The sequence below is a fragment of the Sphingomonas daechungensis genome (assembly GCF_014489495.1).
GTDB classification, from domain to species: Bacteria; Pseudomonadota; Alphaproteobacteria; order Sphingomonadales; family Sphingomonadaceae; genus Sphingomicrobium; species Sphingomicrobium daechungense.
Genome location: NZ_CP060780.1, coordinates 91,894 through 107,117 on the forward strand (window position 1 = coordinate 91,894; position 15,224 = coordinate 107,117).

Here is a 15,224-nt window from a genome sequence, read left to right on the forward strand (position 1 = left end):
TGATCTCCGAGCGGCAACGGTGCGAGCTTCAAACGGAAGTAGCGCGCGGAGACCCTTCGCCGTCGCGAAAATCGAGCTCGCCGTCCGGACCGGAGCCGGAGAAATAGGAATTGAGCGCGTCGGCAATCTTGCCTTCCTTCAGGCAGGCCGCGTCGTCCCAGTTAAGTGCCGTGCAGGTCGAGAGCTCGATCGTATCGCGGAAGCGTTCGTTGAAGGAGAGGACCTTGGCGCCCTCAGAAGAGCTACCGATGATCGCTGCGGCGATGGGCAGCGCGCCAAGCAAGGCTGCATCGTCGGCCATCGCAGGGCCGATATGGTCATGTGATTTTGCCCCCTGCTGAACGGAAACGTCGTTCAGCTGGCGGTTAACGGCAGCCTGCATGACGCCGGTTTACAGCCGCTAGGTTAATTCCAAGTATCTGCCACAGAGGGAAAACGGCTTAATCTTGGTTGCTATTGTCGTTTAGTCGAACTTATTCGAGCGGGGGAATCCAATCGGTGGCATGCGACCAGCGGCCCTCGCGCGGCCCGCCAGGCAGTCAGGTCTGTTTCAGTTCTTGTTCGCCCGCTGTCGCCGCCGAGCGCCCAGCTGATCCCATCCGCAAGTCTGAAAGCCTTGGCGTCGGAGAGTCCGCCATCCCGGTAGCGCTGCAGCGTCACCCCTTGTCCGCGTGCGAGCTCTGGCAGCTCAGCGAGCGGAAAGATGAGCATCTTTCGGTTCTCGCCAACGACGCCGACAGTGTCGGCGCCCTCTTCGATCACTCGGATGACAGCAACGTGCGCGCCGGTGCGGAGATTGACGAGTTGCTTGCCCTTGCGCGTTTCAGCCAAGGTCGCCACCCCGCTTGTGACAAAGCCCTTGCCGTCGCTCGATGCGATCAGAAGCTTCGTGTCCGGCCGGACAACCATCAGGGCCACGATCTCCACTTCGGCATCGAGGTCGATGGAAAGGCGCACCGGCTCGCCGAAGCCGCGGCCGCCAGGAAGCTTGTCGCCACCCAACGTGTAGACCCTCCCATTCGCCGCAAAGAGCGCCAGCCGGTCGGTTGTCTGCGCGTGGAAAATCGTGTCGAGCGCGTCGCCCTCGCGGAATTTCAGCGTCTCGGCGTCGTCTAGTGCGACATGGCCGCGCATGGCCCGGACCCATCCGCGCTGCGAGAGGATCACCGTGATCGGCTCCTTCTCGATCATTGCCGACCAGTCGATCTCGCGGGTCGCGGCGACTTCCTCGATGCGCGTGCGGCGGTCGTCGCCGAACTGGTCCTTGATCGCCGCAAGGTCGCGCTTCATCCGCGTGCGCTGGCGCGCCGGACTCTCGATGAGCTTTTGAAGCTCGTCGCGCTCCTTCGCCAGCCTCTCCCGCTCGCGGCCGATCTCCATCTCCTCGAGCTTGCGAAGGCTGCGCAGGCGCATGTTGAGGATGGCTTCAGCCTGCCGGTCGGAGAGCTTGAATTCCTCCATGAGCACCGGCTTCGGTTCATCCTCGCCGCGGATGATCTCGATGACGCGATCGAGGTTGAGATAGGCGATCAGGAACCCGTCGAGCAGTTCGAGCCGGTCGTCGATCTTGCCGATCCGCACCTGCGATTTGCGGACGAGGACCTCGAATTGGAATTGCAGCCAGTTGCTGAGCGCCTCCTTGAGGCTCATCACCAGCGGCGTCCGGTTCGCGTCGAGGACGTTGAGGTTCAGCGGAAAGCGAACCTCGAGGGCGGTCAGGCGGAACAGGCTTTCGAGCAGCAGGTCCGGGTCGACGGTGCGGGCGCGAGGCTCGAGGACGATGCGAAGGTCTTCGGCGCTTTCGTCGCGGACGTCGGCGAGGATCGGCAGTTTCTTGTCCGCGATCAGCGTCGCGATCTGCTCGATCAATTTGCCCTTCTGGACGCCGTACGGAATCTCGCTGACCAGCAGGTGGTAGCCGCCTCCCTTTTCCTTCTCGACGCTCACCGAGGCACGAAGGCGGAAGCTGCCGCGGCCCGTGGCATAGGCGTTTGCGATGCTTTCGCGGCTGTCGACCAGCACGCCTCCCGTCGGAAAATCAGGGCCGGAGACGAAATCCATCAGCGCCGAATCTTCGGCCTTGGGATCGTCGATCAGGTGGGTGGCCGCTTCGATCAACTCGCTGACGTTGTGCGGCGGAATGCTCGTCGCCATTCCGACGGCGATGCCGCTGGCGCCATTGGCCAGCAGGTTCGGGAACAGGCCGGGAAAGACTTCCGGCTCTTCCTCCTCGCCATTGTAGGTCGGGCGAAAGTCGACCGCGCCTTCGTCGATGCCCGACATCAGCGCCATGGCTACGGGTGTCAGCTTGGCTTCGGTGTAGCGGTAGGCAGCGGCGTTATCGCCGTCGATGTTGCCGAAGTTCCCCTGCCCGTCGACCAACGGGTAACGAAGCGCGAAATCCTGGGCGAGGCGGACCATCGCGTCGTAAACCGACTGATCGCCGTGCGGGTGGTACTTGCCGATGACATCGCCCACGACGCGGGCGCTCTTCTTGTAGGCGCCGGCCGGGTCGAGCCGCAGCAGCCGCATCGCCCACAGCAGACGCCGATGAACCGGCTTCAGCCCATCGCGAACGTCCGGCAGCGATCTCGCGGTGATCGTGGACAACGCGTAGACTAGGTAACGTTCGGATAAGGCAGCGTCGAAGGGCGTGTCGATGACGGACGATTCAGTCGGATCCATGGCGCACGCTTAGCAATGCGAAAGCCCGCTCGTCACCGCCAAAAAGGCGTCCGCAGGCGCTTAGGCTATCCTTCGATCGCGGCAGGCGGCGTCGCGTCGTTGTCCGCTGTGTTCGGGCGGCCGGCTTCCTCCATCACCGCCAGCAACCATTCGCGGAAACGCTTCACCTTGGGCACCATGCGCCGCTCCGGCGGAAGGCACAGCCAATAGGCCCAGCCCGGGCCGAGACACTCTTCGGGAAGGGAATGGCAAGGCGCCCGGCGGCAACATCCCTTTCCACAGGAAGGGGGTCAGAAGGGCGAACCCCTGCCCGGCCATCGCCGCATGACCCTCGTTCGCCTGGTTGTCGAGGCGAACGCCGGGCCGCCGGAGGACTTCCTCGTCGGCGGCGACCCCGTTGTCGCAGAACCATTGCTGCCACCAGTCGTCGCCCGGATTGATGATGTGCAGGCTGGGCATGTCCGACTGCTCCAGCTTGCGGCCGAGCCTCCGCTCTTCGGCGGCGATGCAATCCGGGCTGGCCATCGGAGTGAATTCGGATTCAAACAGCTTGATGCACTCGAGGCCCGGCCAGTTTCCGGGTCCCGCGCGGATCGCGACGTCTGCGTCGCCTGCCTTCAGGTCGACCACGTCGTTGCTGGTCGCCATCCGCACCGCGAGTTCAGGATGCGCCATCTGAAACGCGCCCAGCCGCCAGGCGAGCCAGGTGTTGGCAAACGTGTGGGTAGTCGTCACCGTCAGCAGGCTTTCGTCCTCCTCACGATGGGTTGCGAACGCGGCCTCGATGGAGTCGAAGGCCTGGCTCAAGGTTGGAAGCAGGCGATGTCCGAGGGGCGTCAGCCGGGCACGCCCCGCTCCCGCACGAACAGCGGGGCGCCGAGCCGCTCTTCAAGCGCCTTCACCTGGTAGGAGACGGCAGCCTGCGTCAGTCCCAGCTCCGCCGCTGCGGCGGTGAAGCTTTCGTTCCGGGCCGCGGCCTCGAAGGCACGAACGGCAGCGAGAGGAGGCAGGCGTCGCATCGTTCTACATAAGTGCAGTTTATGACCTTTGTCGAGGCTTTGATTGGCCCCGTAACGATCGAATCAGTAGATAGATCACAAGCCGCCGCCGGACAAAAATGGGATCCTCTCCCCAGCCCCCGAACCGGCGGCGGCGAAACCAAAAGGAGGTAAACATGGCTTATGGACTAGACCCGCGCCTGTTCCTCGAGAACGGCCCGGCAAACCATGCCGCCGCAGCGCATTCGCGGAAGACCAGCGCTTCCTATCGTGCGTGGGCGGGATTGGACGCCGACCACCGGCTCGAGATGATCGAAAAGGCGCTCCGCGGCGCGGCGAACGACAGTGCTCGCCTGCCGATCGCACTCTGACACGACGAGAAAAGGGATGATCACCATGATCGATGAAATCGTCGACCGTCAGTATCAATCGGGTCGCTCGCAACTGAACGCGGGTATCGAGCAGCTGTTCAGCTCGATCGGCCGCGAACTTGGGAAGAGCCTGTCAGCTGTCCATCGTTTCGAATGGAACGCTCCCTGGGCGAACTCCAGGAAATCCATCAAGAAAGGTGCACGCCTGGCATGACGACAGGTGCCTGCACCCCTCGAGGGCGGTGACGAGAGCACGCACGCCGCCCCGATTTCCTCCCTCAATTGCGCCTTAACTGCACCTCCCTATAGCCGCCGCTCCCTGACCAACCACATGGAGTAGAGCGACCCAAATGGCCCGACGCCGACAGATCTACGAAGGCAAGGCCAAGATCCTCTACGAGGGTCCCGAGCCCGGAACGCTCATCCAGTATTTCAAGGACGACGCGACCGCGTTCAACGCACAGAAGCGCGGCACGATCAGCGGCAAGGGCGTCCTCAACAACCGGATTTCCGAGCATATCTTCCTCGCGCTTCAAACGATCGGGGTGCCGACGCACTTCATCCGCCGGGTGAACATGCGCGAGCAGCTGATCCGGCAGGTCGAGATCGTCCCGATCGAGGTCGTCATCCGCAACGTGGCGGCAGGATCGCTGACCAAGCGCCTCGGGATCGAGGAAGGCACGCAGCTGCCCCGAACGATCATCGAATATTATTACAAGGACGATGCACTCGGCGATCCGATGATCTCCGAAGAGCATATCGCCTGTTTCGGCTGGGCCAGCCAGGAAGAGATGAACGACATCGCCGACATGGCGATCCGCGTGAACGACTTCCTCAGCGGCATGTTTGCCGCGATCGGCATCCGGCTCGTCGACTTCAAGCTCGAGTTTGGCCGGGTTTGGGACGGCGATTACGCCCGCATCATCCTCGCCGACGAGATCAGCCCGACGGCTGCCGCCTGTGGGACATCAAGTCGAACGAAAAGCTCGACAAAGACCGCTTCCGCCAGGACCTCGGCGGCGTCGAGGAAGCTTACCAGGAAGTCGCCAGGCGGCTCGGGCTACTCCAGGGCGACGAGGAGAATGCGGTTCTCGACTTCGACCAGCACCGCAAGAAGCGGGCAAGTAGCCTTCAGGCCCGAACACCTCGAAGTGCTCTACTTCGGGCTCGAGCTCGAGGAGGTAATCGGCGTCGAAGTCGTAGTATCTAGCCTTGAGAAGATCGTCTCCGGCAAAGCGGCGGATCGCGGCTTCGTCGTCCCAAAGCGTGAACATCTCCACGTGCGTGACCTCGCCGTCGGTGCGGTGCAGGCACCAGGCCCGCGATTACCTTTTGTCGCCCGGTAATCAGCCAAACCCGACTGTTCCATCAGGCGCAGATATTCCACGGCCTTCGCAGCAGGCACTCTCCCGTGCCAGCGTCTTGCAATCATCGGACTAGTCCCCTTGTTAGAGGGCCTCGTCCCTCAGCCCGATCGAACCCTTAACCGATGAACCGCGCCCGTGTCGTCACCCTGAATGCAGCGCTTGGACCGCTCGATTATCGCGTGCCCGCGGACATGCATGTCGAGGCCGGGACGGTCCTGGTCGCCCCGCTCGGGCCGCGCCAGCTGCTTGGAGTGGCGTGGGAGCCGGAACGGCTGCCGACGGAAGAGGTCGGCGATAATCGCCTGAGGCCGATCGTCGGGACATTGGACGTGCCCCAATCGCCGCGCCGCTCCGGCGGCTCGCCGAGTGGACGGCGGATTATTATTTGTCGCCGCTGGCCTCGGTGTTGCGAATGATCTTGCCATCCTCGAGCGCGCTCGAAGGACCGCGGCAGCTGACGGAATACCGCCCTACGGGCCAAGTTCCGGATCGGATGACTCCGCAGCGGCTGAAGGCCCTTGCAGCGATCGAAGGTCGGCAGGGAACGGTGCGCGAGCTCGCCGACTATGCGGACGTCAGCGACGCGGTGATGCGGGGCCTTGTGAATGCAGGCGCGCTTGAGGCCGTGACCGTCGAAGCCGACCGGCCCCTGCCCTGCCCCGATCCCGATTTCGCTCCGCCTGATCTTAGCGAAGAGCAGAAGGAGGCCGCGGAGAGCCTGTCGACTTCGGTTGGACGCGGGTTCGACCCCGTCCTGCTCGACGGCGTCACCGGTTCCGGCAAGACCGAAGTCTATTTCGAAGCGATCGCCGAATGCCTCCGTCAGGGGAAGCAGGCGCTGGTCCTCCTGCCGGAGATCGCGTTGACGGAGCCGTTCCTGAAGCGCTTCACCAACCGCTTCGGATGCGAGCCGACCGCCTGGCACTCCGATCTTCGATCGTCGCAGCGCCGCCGAGCCTGGCGAGCGATTGTCAGCGGTGAGGCAAAGGTCACGGTCGGCGCCCGCTCGGCGCTGTTTCTTCCATATTCGAACCTCGGCCTGATCGTCGTCGACGAGGCGCACGAGCCAAGCTTCAAGCAGGAAGAAGGCGTTCAATATCACGCACGCGACGTCGCAGTGATGCGGGCAAAGTTCGAGGACATTCCAGTCATCCTCTCCTCGGCGACGCCCGCCATAGAGACGCGGCACATGGTCGAAATCGGCCGATACCGGGAGGTCACTCTCAGCCAGCGCTTCGCCGGCGCGAGCCTGCCGGACATTCGGGCAATCAACCTGACTGAGGATCCGCCTCTCCGCGGCCGCTGGCTGGCACCAAGCCTGGTCGCCGAGCTAGAGGCCAACCTTGAGCGCGGTGAGCAGTCGCTGCTGTTCCTCAACCGTCGAGGGTTCGCCCCGCTGACATTGTGCCGTCACTGCGGCATCGCTTTCAGTGCCCGAATTGCACAGCGTGGATGGTTGAGCATCGGCTGATGGCGCGGCTCGCCTGTCACCATTGCGGTCACGTCATGCCGCCGCCGAAGGCCTGCCCTGAATGCGGCGAGGAAGACAGCCTGGTCGCCTGCGGGCCCGGTGTCGAACGGATCGCGGACGAAGTCGCTGCACTCTTTCCCGAGGCGCGAACGGCAATCGTGACCTCGGACACGATCTGGTCCCTGCTCGCGCCGCCGAGTTCGTCGCGCAAATGGAAGCCGGCGCAATCGACATCGTGGTCGGCACCCAGCTGGTAACAAAGGGCTATCACTTTCCGAACCTGACCTTGGTCGGCGTCGTGGATGCTGATCTCGGGCTCGCTGGCGGCGACCTCCGCGCTGCCGAGCGAAGCTTCCAGCAGATCCAGCAAGTTGCCGGCCGGGCCGGGCGCGGCGACAAGCCCGGACGCGTCCTCGTCCAGACCCACGAACCCGATGCACCGGTCATTGCGGCGCTCGTTTCGGGAGACGGGCCCGGCTTCTATTCGGCCGAAACCGATGCCCGGCGCGAGGCCGCTATGCCGCCGTTTGGAAGGCTCGCCGCCATCGTCATTTCGGCGGAAGAGTCTTCCCAGGCAGAAACGACCGCACGGCGCATTGGCAATGCTGCACCGGAGGTTGAAGGAATGGCCGTCTTCGGACCTGCCCCGGCCCACTAGCCATGCTGCGCGGGCGCCACCGGCAACGCTTGCTGGTTCACGCCGCCCGAAGCCTCGACGTCCAGGACGTCATCCGTGAATGGTTGTCCGAGATCGAATGGAGCCCAAGGTTCGGGTGACTGTCGACGTCGACCCTTACAGCTTCCTCTAGACTCCCGTTGCAGCAACGGTACTTTCTCCCTCGTATCGAGGGAATCATCAATGTTTCTAAGGGTTACTGCGCTGGCGGCGCTCGTTCTCGTGCCGTCCCAGGCCTTCGCGAGATGGAGCGAAGCCAGGACCAATCACTTCATCATCTATTCGGAGCAGTCACCTGAGGTGTTGCGCAAATATGCCTCGGACCTGGAGCGGTTCGACAGCGGAGTTCGCGCTGTCCGGCAGATGAAGGACCCTCCGCCTACGTCCACCAGCCGCGTGACTCTCTTCGTGCTTCGCGACTCCGGCGTGGTTCAAAACGTCACAGGGATCGGCGGAATCGCGGGCGTCTATTTTGGTCGAGCGTCCGGCGCGACCTCGTTTGCCAGCGGCGAGCCGAAGCGCAACCGCTGGGACCTCGACGGGCGAACCGTGATCTTCCACGAATATTTGCACCATCTGATGCTGCAGGACGCTGCCAAGGCATATCCAACGTGGATGACTGAAGGATATGCCGAGTTCTTCGCGCCTGCGGAGTTCCTGGCGGACGGTTCCGTCGAGTTTGGTGAGCCGCCTGATTATCGTGGAGCCGAACTGCGCCTCCTTCGCGGGATGACGCTGCCAGACATGCTTGGCGGCATCTATCACCAGACGACGGGGCAGGAATGGGTGTCGCAGTACAGTCGCGGCTGGCTGCTTGCCCACTATCTCGCGTTCGAGCCGTCGCGTCGTGGCCAAGCGTCCAAATATATCGACCTGATCCAGAAAGGTGTCCCAGCGCTAGACGCGGCAAAGCAGGCGTTCGGCGACTTGCGGCAACTCGACAGGGAGCTCGAGAAATATCACGAGCGAGACACTCTCCCGACGCGGATTATCCCTGCGTCGATGATTAAGATCGGCCCGTCGAAGTCCGCCCATTGCCGGAAAACGAAGAAGCCGTCGTTCCGCTCCGGATGAAGCTCGAGGCACGGATCGAAGATTCCGCCACTGCTCGTGGCGTAGTCAGCGCGGCAAGGTCAGTCGTCGCGCGCTATCCGCAAAGCGCTGCGGCAGCCGAGGTTCTTGCCCAGGCCGAGCTCCAGGCGAAGAACTATGCCGAGGCGTCGGCGGCGGCGGACAAGGTCCTGGCCATCGAGCCAAAGTCACCCAAAGCCCTGGTCTATAAAGGCCGGGCCGAGCTGGAACTCGCCAAGAAAAGCCCTCAGTCGGCGAACTGGTCCGCCATCCGCGGGTGGTTCTCGAAAGCGAACCATCTGGATCCCAGCGCGCCGCAGCCGCTGATGTATTACTACGACACCTTCGTCGATCAGGGGTGACGCCACCGGCTCAGGCAGTCGATGGGCTGCTGTTCGCAGTAGAATTGGTCCCGCGCGGCTTCGACCTCCGCAGGACGGCCGTTCGCCAACTGCTGAAGGAAGGCGATTCGGCCAACGCGAAAGAAATCTTCGGGCCGATCGCCTACAGTCCCCACTTCCCCAAGGAAAAGCGCCGCAACCTCGAGATCATGGACAAAATCAGCACCGGCGATACGGCCGGTGCCCTGAAAATGCTCGATGAGGATGAGAAGAAGCGCCAGCGGGAAAGCTAAAGGGGGTCGAATGCGGACATTGCTGACTGCTGCCGCCCTCCTTGCGGCGGGCCTCGCTCAACCCGCGCACGCAGCATGGCAAAAGGTCAGCACGCGTCACTTCATCATTTACGCGGACGATGATCCGGAAAAGCTGACGACCTTCGCGACACGGCTCGAGAAGTTCGACAGGGCCGTTCGGCTCGCGCGCAAGATGAAGGACAGCGAAGTCGGCGATGGCAACCGGCTGACCGTCTATGTCGTCAAAGACATGGAGCAAGTGGCGAAGCTGATCCGCAACCAGAACGCGGGCGGCTTTTACATCGGGCGAGTGAACGGTCCGCTTGCCGTCGTACCGAAAAACGGCGGGTCCACGTGGGAAGTCGAGTTCTCTGCGGAGACCATATTCTTCCACGAATATGCTCACCACCTGATGTTCCAGGGCTGAATGCACCGCTACCCGAATGGGTGATCGAGGGCTTCGCCGAGATGATGTCGACGGCAAGCTTTGAAAAGGATGGCGCAGTCTGGCTCGGTCGGGTGGCCCAGCATCGTTCGATGGGGCTGTTCTGGGGTGAGAGCATGCCGCTCGAGATGCTGCTTTCGGCCGATTACGGACAGGTCAGCGACGGCCTGAAGGAATCCGTCTACGGCCGCGGCTGGCTGCTGACCCATTATCTGACCTTCGCACCGGAACGAAAAGGTCAGCTGGAACGGTACATCAGCCTGATCGGCAGCGGGGTACGTCCGCTTGATGCCGCCAAGCAGGCATTTGGAGACTTGCGGGAGCTCGATCGCAACCTCACGGCGTATCGGTTGCAGCGGAAGGTTAGCGTCCTTCAGATCCCGCCCAGCTTCTTTCCGAAGCCGCAAATCACCATCACTCCGTTGTCACCGGGCGCGGCGGCGGTGATGCCGCTTCGCTTGCAGTCGAAGGTCGGCGTCAACCAGGACACGGCGGAGCCGCTGGCGGTCAAGGTCCGACAAATCCGGGCTCAGTTTCCCCACGATCCCTGGTTGAGATCACTCTTGCCGAAGCGGAGCTGGATGCCGGACATTTCGATGCGTCAGAGGCGGCGGCGGACCGGGTGCTAGCGAACGACCGCGGCTCCGTCGACGGGATGATATACAAGGGACGAGCGCTCCTCGCGAAGGCGGGAGCGGACAAAAAGGTGGATCCCAAGTTGATTGCAACCGCCCGCGAGTGGTTTCTGCAGGCGAGCTCCGCCGACCCGCAGGACCCTGAGCCGTTGTTCGAGTATTTCCGCACCTATGCAGTGGCTGAAGAAGCCCGAGCGCGAGGGCGATCGAAGCTCTCCACCGAGCATCCGTTCTCGTGCCGCAAGACGCGAGCCTGCGCCTGATGTCCGCCTATCAATATCTCCGGGACAAGGACCCGAAGATGGCGCGGCAGACGATGGCACCCGTCGCCTACGACCCGCACGCGACACGGTCGGCCGAGCTGGCCCGCAAGATGATCGAACGCATCGACGCGAATGATCTTCAGGGCGCGCTAGAGGCCGGAAAGTCGAAGAAGGACGAACAGCCCGCTGGCAGCTAGATCAACAGCGGGTCGGCTCCCTCGGCCGACAGCAACTTGCGTTTCCGGTCGAGCCCGCCGGCATAGCCTCCTAGTGAGCCATCCGACCGGATCACGCGATGACAGGGAACCAGCACTGCCACCGGGTTCGATCCGTTCGCGGTCCCGACGGCGCGAACGGCGTCCGGCTGTCCCACGGCCTTTGCGATATCCGCATAGCTCCGCGTCTCGCCGAGCGGGATCCGGCGGAGCTCGCGCCAGACAGCTTCCTGGAAGGCCGTCCCCGAACGTCGATCGGAAGCTCCGGCGCTGAATGCGGATGCTCGATCGCTTCCAATGCCCCTTCCACCCAGGCCGAGATGGTCCCGTCGTCGGGTATGATCGTCGCGTTGGGGAAGCGGTAGGCCAGCGCGCTTTCGTCTTCGTCGAAGGTCAATCGGCAAATGCCCTTTGACGTCGCCGCGACGAGCAATGGACCCAAGGACTTTCGGTGACGACGTATCGAATGGTTTCACCGCGCCCGCCATCGCGCCAAGCCGACGGCGTCATTCCCAGACGATCCTTCGCGTCCGCATAAAATCGGCTGGGGCCGGAATAGCCTGCCTCGTAGATCGCCTCGGTGACCTGGCTGGTCTCGGCGAGCGCGTCGGCGGCGCGCTTGGCGCGGAGGCCACGCCAATATTCCGCAGGAGACACGCCGAGGTCGCGCTTGAAGATGCGCTGGAAGTGGTGCGGCGCGTAGTCGACCGCTGCCGAAAGGGCGGTGAGGCTCGGAGCTTCTTCCGCCGCTTCAATCAGACTCACGGCCTTCGCTACCGCCTCGCGGTCACGGCCGACCTCGTCCGGCTTACAACGAAGGCATGGACGGTATCCCGCCTCGAGTGCGTCGGCTCCAGTCGCGAAAAACTCGACGTTCTCGCGCTTCGGGCGCTTCGCCGGGCAGCTCGGCTTGCAGTAGATTCCGGTGGTCTTCACCGCACCGATCACCCGGCCGTCCCAGCCGCGGTCGCGGCGCATGAATGCGGCCCAGGCCGTATCGGCATCGAGGCGCGACACGTTCGTCACGGCTTCCCGTTTATGCTCGCTGGCTTTGCGTGCAAGCGCTTCCATCGTTCAGGCCCTTTCGATCTTGGCGGAGAAACATCCTCGCGTCGCATTATGAGCGTGGATGGTCCGAATCTCCGGGTTGGCGAACAGCTTGCGAATCCCGGCATCGGCTTCGCCAGGCTGGGTGAGCATCGCCTCGGCCATCATGCCTTCTGCGTCGAAGGCGCGAAGCGAGAGGACCCGTTTTTCGAACACCGGCGGGATCTCATCGACATATTCCGCCGCCCGCTGGTTCGTCTCGGTCACGAAGATCGCGTGGGCGGCGCGATAAGGATTTGCCACATCATGGCTGACGTGATTCAAAAGCAAGACCTTCTCCCCGACCGCACGGTCGGTCAGGCTGACGCGGCACGGAAAGGTCGGGCTGGACACGGTCATCCGAACGACGCCGCGACTTCTCAGTTCATCGTCGGAGAGTCCGAAGAGCGGCTTGTAGGGCTCGGGGTCCAGGCCCCTGACGCGGTAGGTCGGCATGAGAGGGTCTCCTTCGTCAGGATCCACCTACCGGGCGTCTGGCGGGAGCGCGTCCCGTACCTTGCGGTCAAACATTTCTCGCTCAAAAAGAGCGGATGAGTTCGGTTCGGCTCGATCGCCCGCAGGCACCGATTCCATCCGTCGCGAGTCTGCGGACGTGCGACCGTTGAATGGGTGGTCAATTCATTCGGGGAGCTGGACCGAGAAGATGTCAGGTATCTCCTCGATTTTCATTTCGCCGAGATGAGGGGCAATTCTCCGCCCGAAGCCTGCCATGTCCTTCCGGGAGACGGCCTACGATCGAACGACATCAGCTTCTGGACCTTGCGCGAGGACGGTTACCTGCTCGGCTTTGGCGCGCTGAAGCGGCTCGAGCCGGGCCATGGCGAGATCAAGTCGATGCGAACCGCCCCGGATGCTTTAGGCCGAGGCGTCGGAAGGTTCCTGCTGCGACACGCGATCGCTGAAGCGAGGGCCGCGGCTACGCGCGAGTGAGCCTCGAAACCGGCTCCACCGAACCCTTTGCCGCAGCACTTCGGCTCTACGAATCCGAGGGATTTCGGCCGTCCGACCCCTTCGCCGGATATCCGGATACGCCTTTCACGCGATTTCTCAGCCTAAAGCTGTAGCTTGGCCGTCCACCACCTTGCATCGCAAAACACCCTTTGCTAGTGGCGCGCCAACCCATGGGGGCGCACGGTCTAACCGCCGGGAGCGCCCCGTTTTTCGCATGGGGGCAATTCCAGTTCTGGAGCTTAAAGCGCGGTGGAAACCTCCGGCGGCATTCAGGCTAGCTTAGCAGGGCGATATGCCTCGGCTTTGTTCGACCTGGCACGCGACGAACGGCAGATTGATGCGGTCAGCAACAGCCTTGGGCTGCTTGCGCAGGCGCTGGTGGATTCGCCCGATTTCGCGGAGCTCGTTTCAAGCCCGCTGATCGGTCGCGACGAAGCCGGCAAGGCCTTTGCGAGCGTTGCCAAGGAGCTGTCGATCGATTCGATCACCAGCAACTTCCTCGGCGTGCTCGCTCGCAACGGCCGGAAGGGCCAGCTTCAGGCCGTCATCCGCGCGTTCCGACGGCTCGCCGCAGAACATCGCGGCGAAACGACGGCCGAAATCGTGACTGCGCACGCGCTGAAGGACGACCAGCTTGCCGCGCTGAAGCAGCAGCTTCGCGCGCGCGCCGGCCGTGACGTCGCGATCGAAACGCGCATCGATCCTGAAATCCTGGTGGGATCGTCGTCAAGCTGGGAAGCCAGATGATCGACGCATCCATCCGCACCAAACTCAACAGACTCGCCGAGGCGATGAAAGGCTGAATATGGACATCCGCGCCGCTGAAATTTCCCGCGTAATCCGCGACCAGATCGCGAATTTCGATGCCGAAGCGCAGGTCTCCGAAGTCGGCACCGTGCTGTCGGTCGGCGACGGCATCGCCCGCATCCACGGCCTCGACAACGTCCAGGCCGGCGAGATGGTCGAGTTCGACGGCGGCGTGAAGGGCATGGCCCTGAACCTCGAAGCCGATAACGTCGGCGTCGTCATCTTCGGCTCGGACGCGAACATCCGCGAAGGCTCGACCGCACGCCGCACCGGCACCATCGTCGACGTTCCGATCGGCAAGGGCCTGCTCGGCCGTGTCGTCGACGCTCTTGGTAACCCGATCGATGGCAAGGGCCCTCTCGAGGGTGTGGAACGCCGCCGCGTCGAAGTGAAGGCGCCGGGCATCATCCCGAGGAAGTCGGTGCACGAGCCGGTGCAGACTGGCCTCAAGGCGCTCGACGCTCTCGTCCCGATCGGCCGCGGCCAGCGTGAGCTGATCATCGGCGACCGCCAGACCGGCAAGACTGCCGTCGCTCTAGACACCTTCATCAACCAGAAGGACGCCAACAAGTCCGGCGACGAGAGCCAGAAGCTCTACTGCATCTACGTCGCTGTCGGGCAAAAGCGTTCGACCGTCGCACAGATCGTGCGCGCCCTCGAAGAGAATGGCGCGATGGAATATTCCATCGTCGTCGCCGCAACGGCTTCCGAGCCCGCTCCGCTGCAGTTCCTTGCGCCATACACGGGCGCCGCGATGGGCGAGTATTTCCGCGACAACGGAATGCACGCCGTCATTGTCTACGACGACCTTTCGAAGCAGGCCGTGGCCTACCGCCAGATGTCACTGCTGCTTCGCCGTCCGCCGGGCCGCGAAGCCTATCCGGGCGACGTTTTCTATCTTCACAGCCGCCTGCTCGAGCGCGCCGCGAAGTTGAACGACGCTAACGGCAATGGCTCGCTGACCGCGCTGCCCATCATTGAAACCCAGGCAGGCGACGTTTCGGCCTACATCCCGACCAACGTCATCTCCATCACCGATGGCCAGATCTTCCTCGAGACGGACCTGTTCTACCAGGGCATTCGTCCGGCGATTAACGTCGGTCTCTCGGTCAGCCGCGTCGGCTCTGCCGCGCAGACCAAGGCGATGAAGAAGGTCGCCGGCTCGATCAAGCTGGAGCTCGCGCAGTATCGCGAAATGGCTGCCTTCGCGCAGTTTGGCTCGGACCTCGACGCTGCAACCCAGCGCCTTCTGGCCCGCGGCGCGCGTTTGACGGAGCTGCTGAAGCAGCCGCAGTACAGCCCGATGCCGGTCGAAGAGCAGGTCGCGTCAATCTACGCCGGTACCCAGGGCTTCCTCGACAGCGTCGATGTGAAGGACGTTGTCCGCTACGAAGCCGCGATGCTCAGCTTCCTGCGCAGCGACAAGGCCGACGTGCTGAAGGCGATCCGCGACAGCAAGGCCCTCGACGACGACACGGCCGCGAAGCTCAAGGACGCGCTGACCGAGTTCGGGAAGACGTTCGCATAA

15 protein-coding genes and 5 pseudogenes are annotated in these 15,224 nt (G+C 63.3%); 14 read left to right on the forward strand and 6 right to left on the reverse strand.

What is annotated here, in order from left to right:
• Positions 1-28: 28 nt before the first annotated feature.
• From H9L15_RS00530 to H9L15_RS16470, 4 genes and pseudogenes are all read right to left on the reverse strand, one after another.
• The gene (locus tag H9L15_RS00530) at positions 29-382 is read right to left on the reverse strand and encodes a hypothetical protein (RefSeq protein WP_187714815.1); all 354 of its coding nucleotides are present in this window, start codon (positions 380-382) and stop codon (positions 29-31) included.
• A gap of 81 nt (positions 383-463) precedes the next feature.
• Positions 464-2,685: pseudogene (gene parC, locus H9L15_RS00535) on the reverse strand (DNA topoisomerase IV subunit A).
• A gap of 60 nt (positions 2,686-2,745) precedes the next feature.
• Entirely contained in the window at positions 2,746-3,492 is a 747-nt protein-coding gene (locus H9L15_RS00540) for a LysR substrate-binding domain-containing protein (protein WP_223276360.1), read from the reverse strand.
• A 29-nt stretch (positions 3,493-3,521) separates the two neighbouring features.
• Positions 3,522-3,704 carry a LysR family transcriptional regulator gene (locus H9L15_RS16470; RefSeq protein WP_223276361.1) on the reverse strand — a complete coding sequence of 61 codons (183 nt, stop codon included), beginning with the start codon at positions 3,702-3,704 and terminating at the stop codon, positions 3,522-3,524.
• A 155-nt stretch (positions 3,705-3,859) separates the two neighbouring features.
• Between H9L15_RS16470 and H9L15_RS00545 the strand changes: the two genes are divergently transcribed.
• The 11 genes and pseudogenes from H9L15_RS00545 (at position 3,860) to H9L15_RS00595 (ending at position 10,813) form a co-directional block, all read left to right on the forward strand.
• A complete protein-coding gene (locus H9L15_RS00545) occupies positions 3,860-4,054 on the forward strand; it encodes a hypothetical protein (protein ID WP_187714816.1) in 195 nt (64 codons plus the stop codon).
• Between the two features lie 16 nt (positions 4,055-4,070).
• Positions 4,071-4,268, forward strand: coding sequence for a hypothetical protein (locus H9L15_RS00550; RefSeq protein WP_187714817.1), 198 nt, complete (start codon positions 4,071-4,073; stop codon positions 4,266-4,268).
• 136 nt (positions 4,269-4,404) lie between these two features.
• Positions 4,405-5,264, forward strand: a pseudogene (gene purC, locus H9L15_RS00555) (phosphoribosylaminoimidazolesuccinocarboxamide synthase).
• Positions 5,265-5,543: 279 nt separating this feature from the next.
• A pseudogene (locus H9L15_RS00560) lies at positions 5,544-7,701 on the forward strand (primosomal protein N').
• A gap of 50 nt (positions 7,702-7,751) precedes the next feature.
• Entirely contained in the window at positions 7,752-8,642 is an 891-nt protein-coding gene (locus H9L15_RS00565) for a hypothetical protein (RefSeq protein ID WP_187714818.1), read from the forward strand.
• Entirely contained in the window at positions 8,639-9,001 is a 363-nt protein-coding gene (locus tag H9L15_RS00570) for a tetratricopeptide repeat protein (protein WP_187714819.1), read from the forward strand. Before H9L15_RS00565 ends, H9L15_RS00570 begins: the two co-directional genes overlap by 4 nt.
• Positions 8,998-9,273, forward strand: coding sequence for a hypothetical protein (locus H9L15_RS00575; RefSeq protein ID WP_187714820.1), 276 nt, complete (start codon positions 8,998-9,000; stop codon positions 9,271-9,273). The genes H9L15_RS00570 and H9L15_RS00575 overlap by 4 nt, the downstream gene beginning before the upstream one ends.
• A 10-nt stretch (positions 9,274-9,283) precedes the next feature.
• On the forward strand, positions 9,284-9,700 hold the full coding sequence (locus H9L15_RS00580; protein ID WP_187714821.1) for a hypothetical protein: 417 nt from the start codon (positions 9,284-9,286) through the stop codon (positions 9,698-9,700).
• Positions 9,701-9,720: 20 nt separating this feature from the next.
• The gene (locus tag H9L15_RS00585) at positions 9,721-10,347 is read left to right on the forward strand and encodes a hypothetical protein (RefSeq protein ID WP_187714822.1); all 627 of its coding nucleotides are present in this window, start codon (positions 9,721-9,723) and stop codon (positions 10,345-10,347) included.
• On the forward strand, positions 10,341-10,616 hold the full coding sequence (locus H9L15_RS00590; protein WP_187714823.1) for a hypothetical protein: 276 nt from the start codon (positions 10,341-10,343) through the stop codon (positions 10,614-10,616). The genes H9L15_RS00585 and H9L15_RS00590 overlap by 7 nt, the downstream gene beginning before the upstream one ends.
• Positions 10,616-10,813: a hypothetical protein gene (locus H9L15_RS00595; RefSeq protein WP_187714824.1), complete on the forward strand. Its 198-nt coding sequence runs from the start codon at positions 10,616-10,618 to the stop codon at positions 10,811-10,813. Before H9L15_RS00590 ends, H9L15_RS00595 begins: the two co-directional genes overlap by 1 nt.
• Here the strand turns inward: H9L15_RS00595 and H9L15_RS16475 are convergent.
• Positions 10,810-11,809 (reverse strand): annotated as a pseudogene (locus H9L15_RS16475) (bifunctional transcriptional activator/DNA repair enzyme AdaA). The gene H9L15_RS00595 and the pseudogene H9L15_RS16475 sit on opposite strands and share 4 nt — an antisense overlap.
• A gap of 96 nt (positions 11,810-11,905) precedes the next feature.
• Positions 11,906-12,373: a DUF1203 domain-containing protein gene (locus H9L15_RS00610; protein ID WP_187714827.1), complete on the reverse strand. Its 468-nt coding sequence runs from the start codon at positions 12,371-12,373 to the stop codon at positions 11,906-11,908.
• Between the two features lie 243 nt (positions 12,374-12,616).
• Here H9L15_RS00610 and H9L15_RS00615 point away from each other — a divergent pair, with 243 nt between their 5' ends.
• The 3 genes and pseudogenes from H9L15_RS00615 to atpA all read left to right on the forward strand — a co-directional run bounded on the left by H9L15_RS00615 (position 12,617) and on the right by atpA (position 15,224).
• Positions 12,617-12,868: a GNAT family N-acetyltransferase gene (locus tag H9L15_RS00615; protein ID WP_223276362.1), complete on the forward strand. Its 252-nt coding sequence runs from the start codon at positions 12,617-12,619 to the stop codon at positions 12,866-12,868.
• A gap of 270 nt (positions 12,869-13,138) precedes the next feature.
• Positions 13,139-13,692: pseudogene (locus tag H9L15_RS00620) on the forward strand (F0F1 ATP synthase subunit delta).
• A gap of 2 nt (positions 13,693-13,694) precedes the next feature.
• Positions 13,695-15,224 (forward strand): F0F1 ATP synthase subunit alpha, encoded by a 1,530-nt coding sequence (gene atpA, locus H9L15_RS00625; protein ID WP_187714828.1) that lies wholly within the window; start codon positions 13,695-13,697, stop codon positions 15,222-15,224.

Coding starts and splice junctions, on each gene's coding strand:
- atpA (WP_187714828.1), top strand. CDS start 13,695: ATGGACATCCGCGCCGCTGAAATTTCCCGCGTAATCCGCGACCAGATC.
- H9L15_RS00545 (WP_187714816.1), top strand. CDS start 3,860: ATGGCTTATGGACTAGACCCGCGCCTGTTCCTCGAGAACGGCCCGGCA.
- H9L15_RS00610 (WP_187714827.1), bottom strand. CDS start 12,373: ATGCCGACCTACCGCGTCAGGGGCCTGGACCCCGAGCCCTACAAGCCG.
- H9L15_RS16470 (WP_223276361.1), bottom strand. CDS start 3,704: ATGCGACGCCTGCCTCCTCTCGCTGCCGTTCGTGCCTTCGAGGCCGCG.
- H9L15_RS00595 (WP_187714824.1), top strand. CDS start 10,616: ATGTCCGCCTATCAATATCTCCGGGACAAGGACCCGAAGATGGCGCGG.
- H9L15_RS00530 (WP_187714815.1), bottom strand. CDS start 382: ATGCAGGCTGCCGTTAACCGCCAGCTGAACGACGTTTCCGTTCAGCAG.
- H9L15_RS00580 (WP_187714821.1), top strand. CDS start 9,284: ATGCGGACATTGCTGACTGCTGCCGCCCTCCTTGCGGCGGGCCTCGCT.
- H9L15_RS00570 (WP_187714819.1), top strand. CDS start 8,639: ATGAAGCTCGAGGCACGGATCGAAGATTCCGCCACTGCTCGTGGCGTA.
- H9L15_RS00565 (WP_187714818.1), top strand. CDS start 7,752: ATGTTTCTAAGGGTTACTGCGCTGGCGGCGCTCGTTCTCGTGCCGTCC.
- H9L15_RS00550 (WP_187714817.1), top strand. CDS start 4,071: ATGATCACCATGATCGATGAAATCGTCGACCGTCAGTATCAATCGGGT.
- H9L15_RS00615 (WP_223276362.1), top strand. CDS start 12,617: ATGAGGGGCAATTCTCCGCCCGAAGCCTGCCATGTCCTTCCGGGAGAC.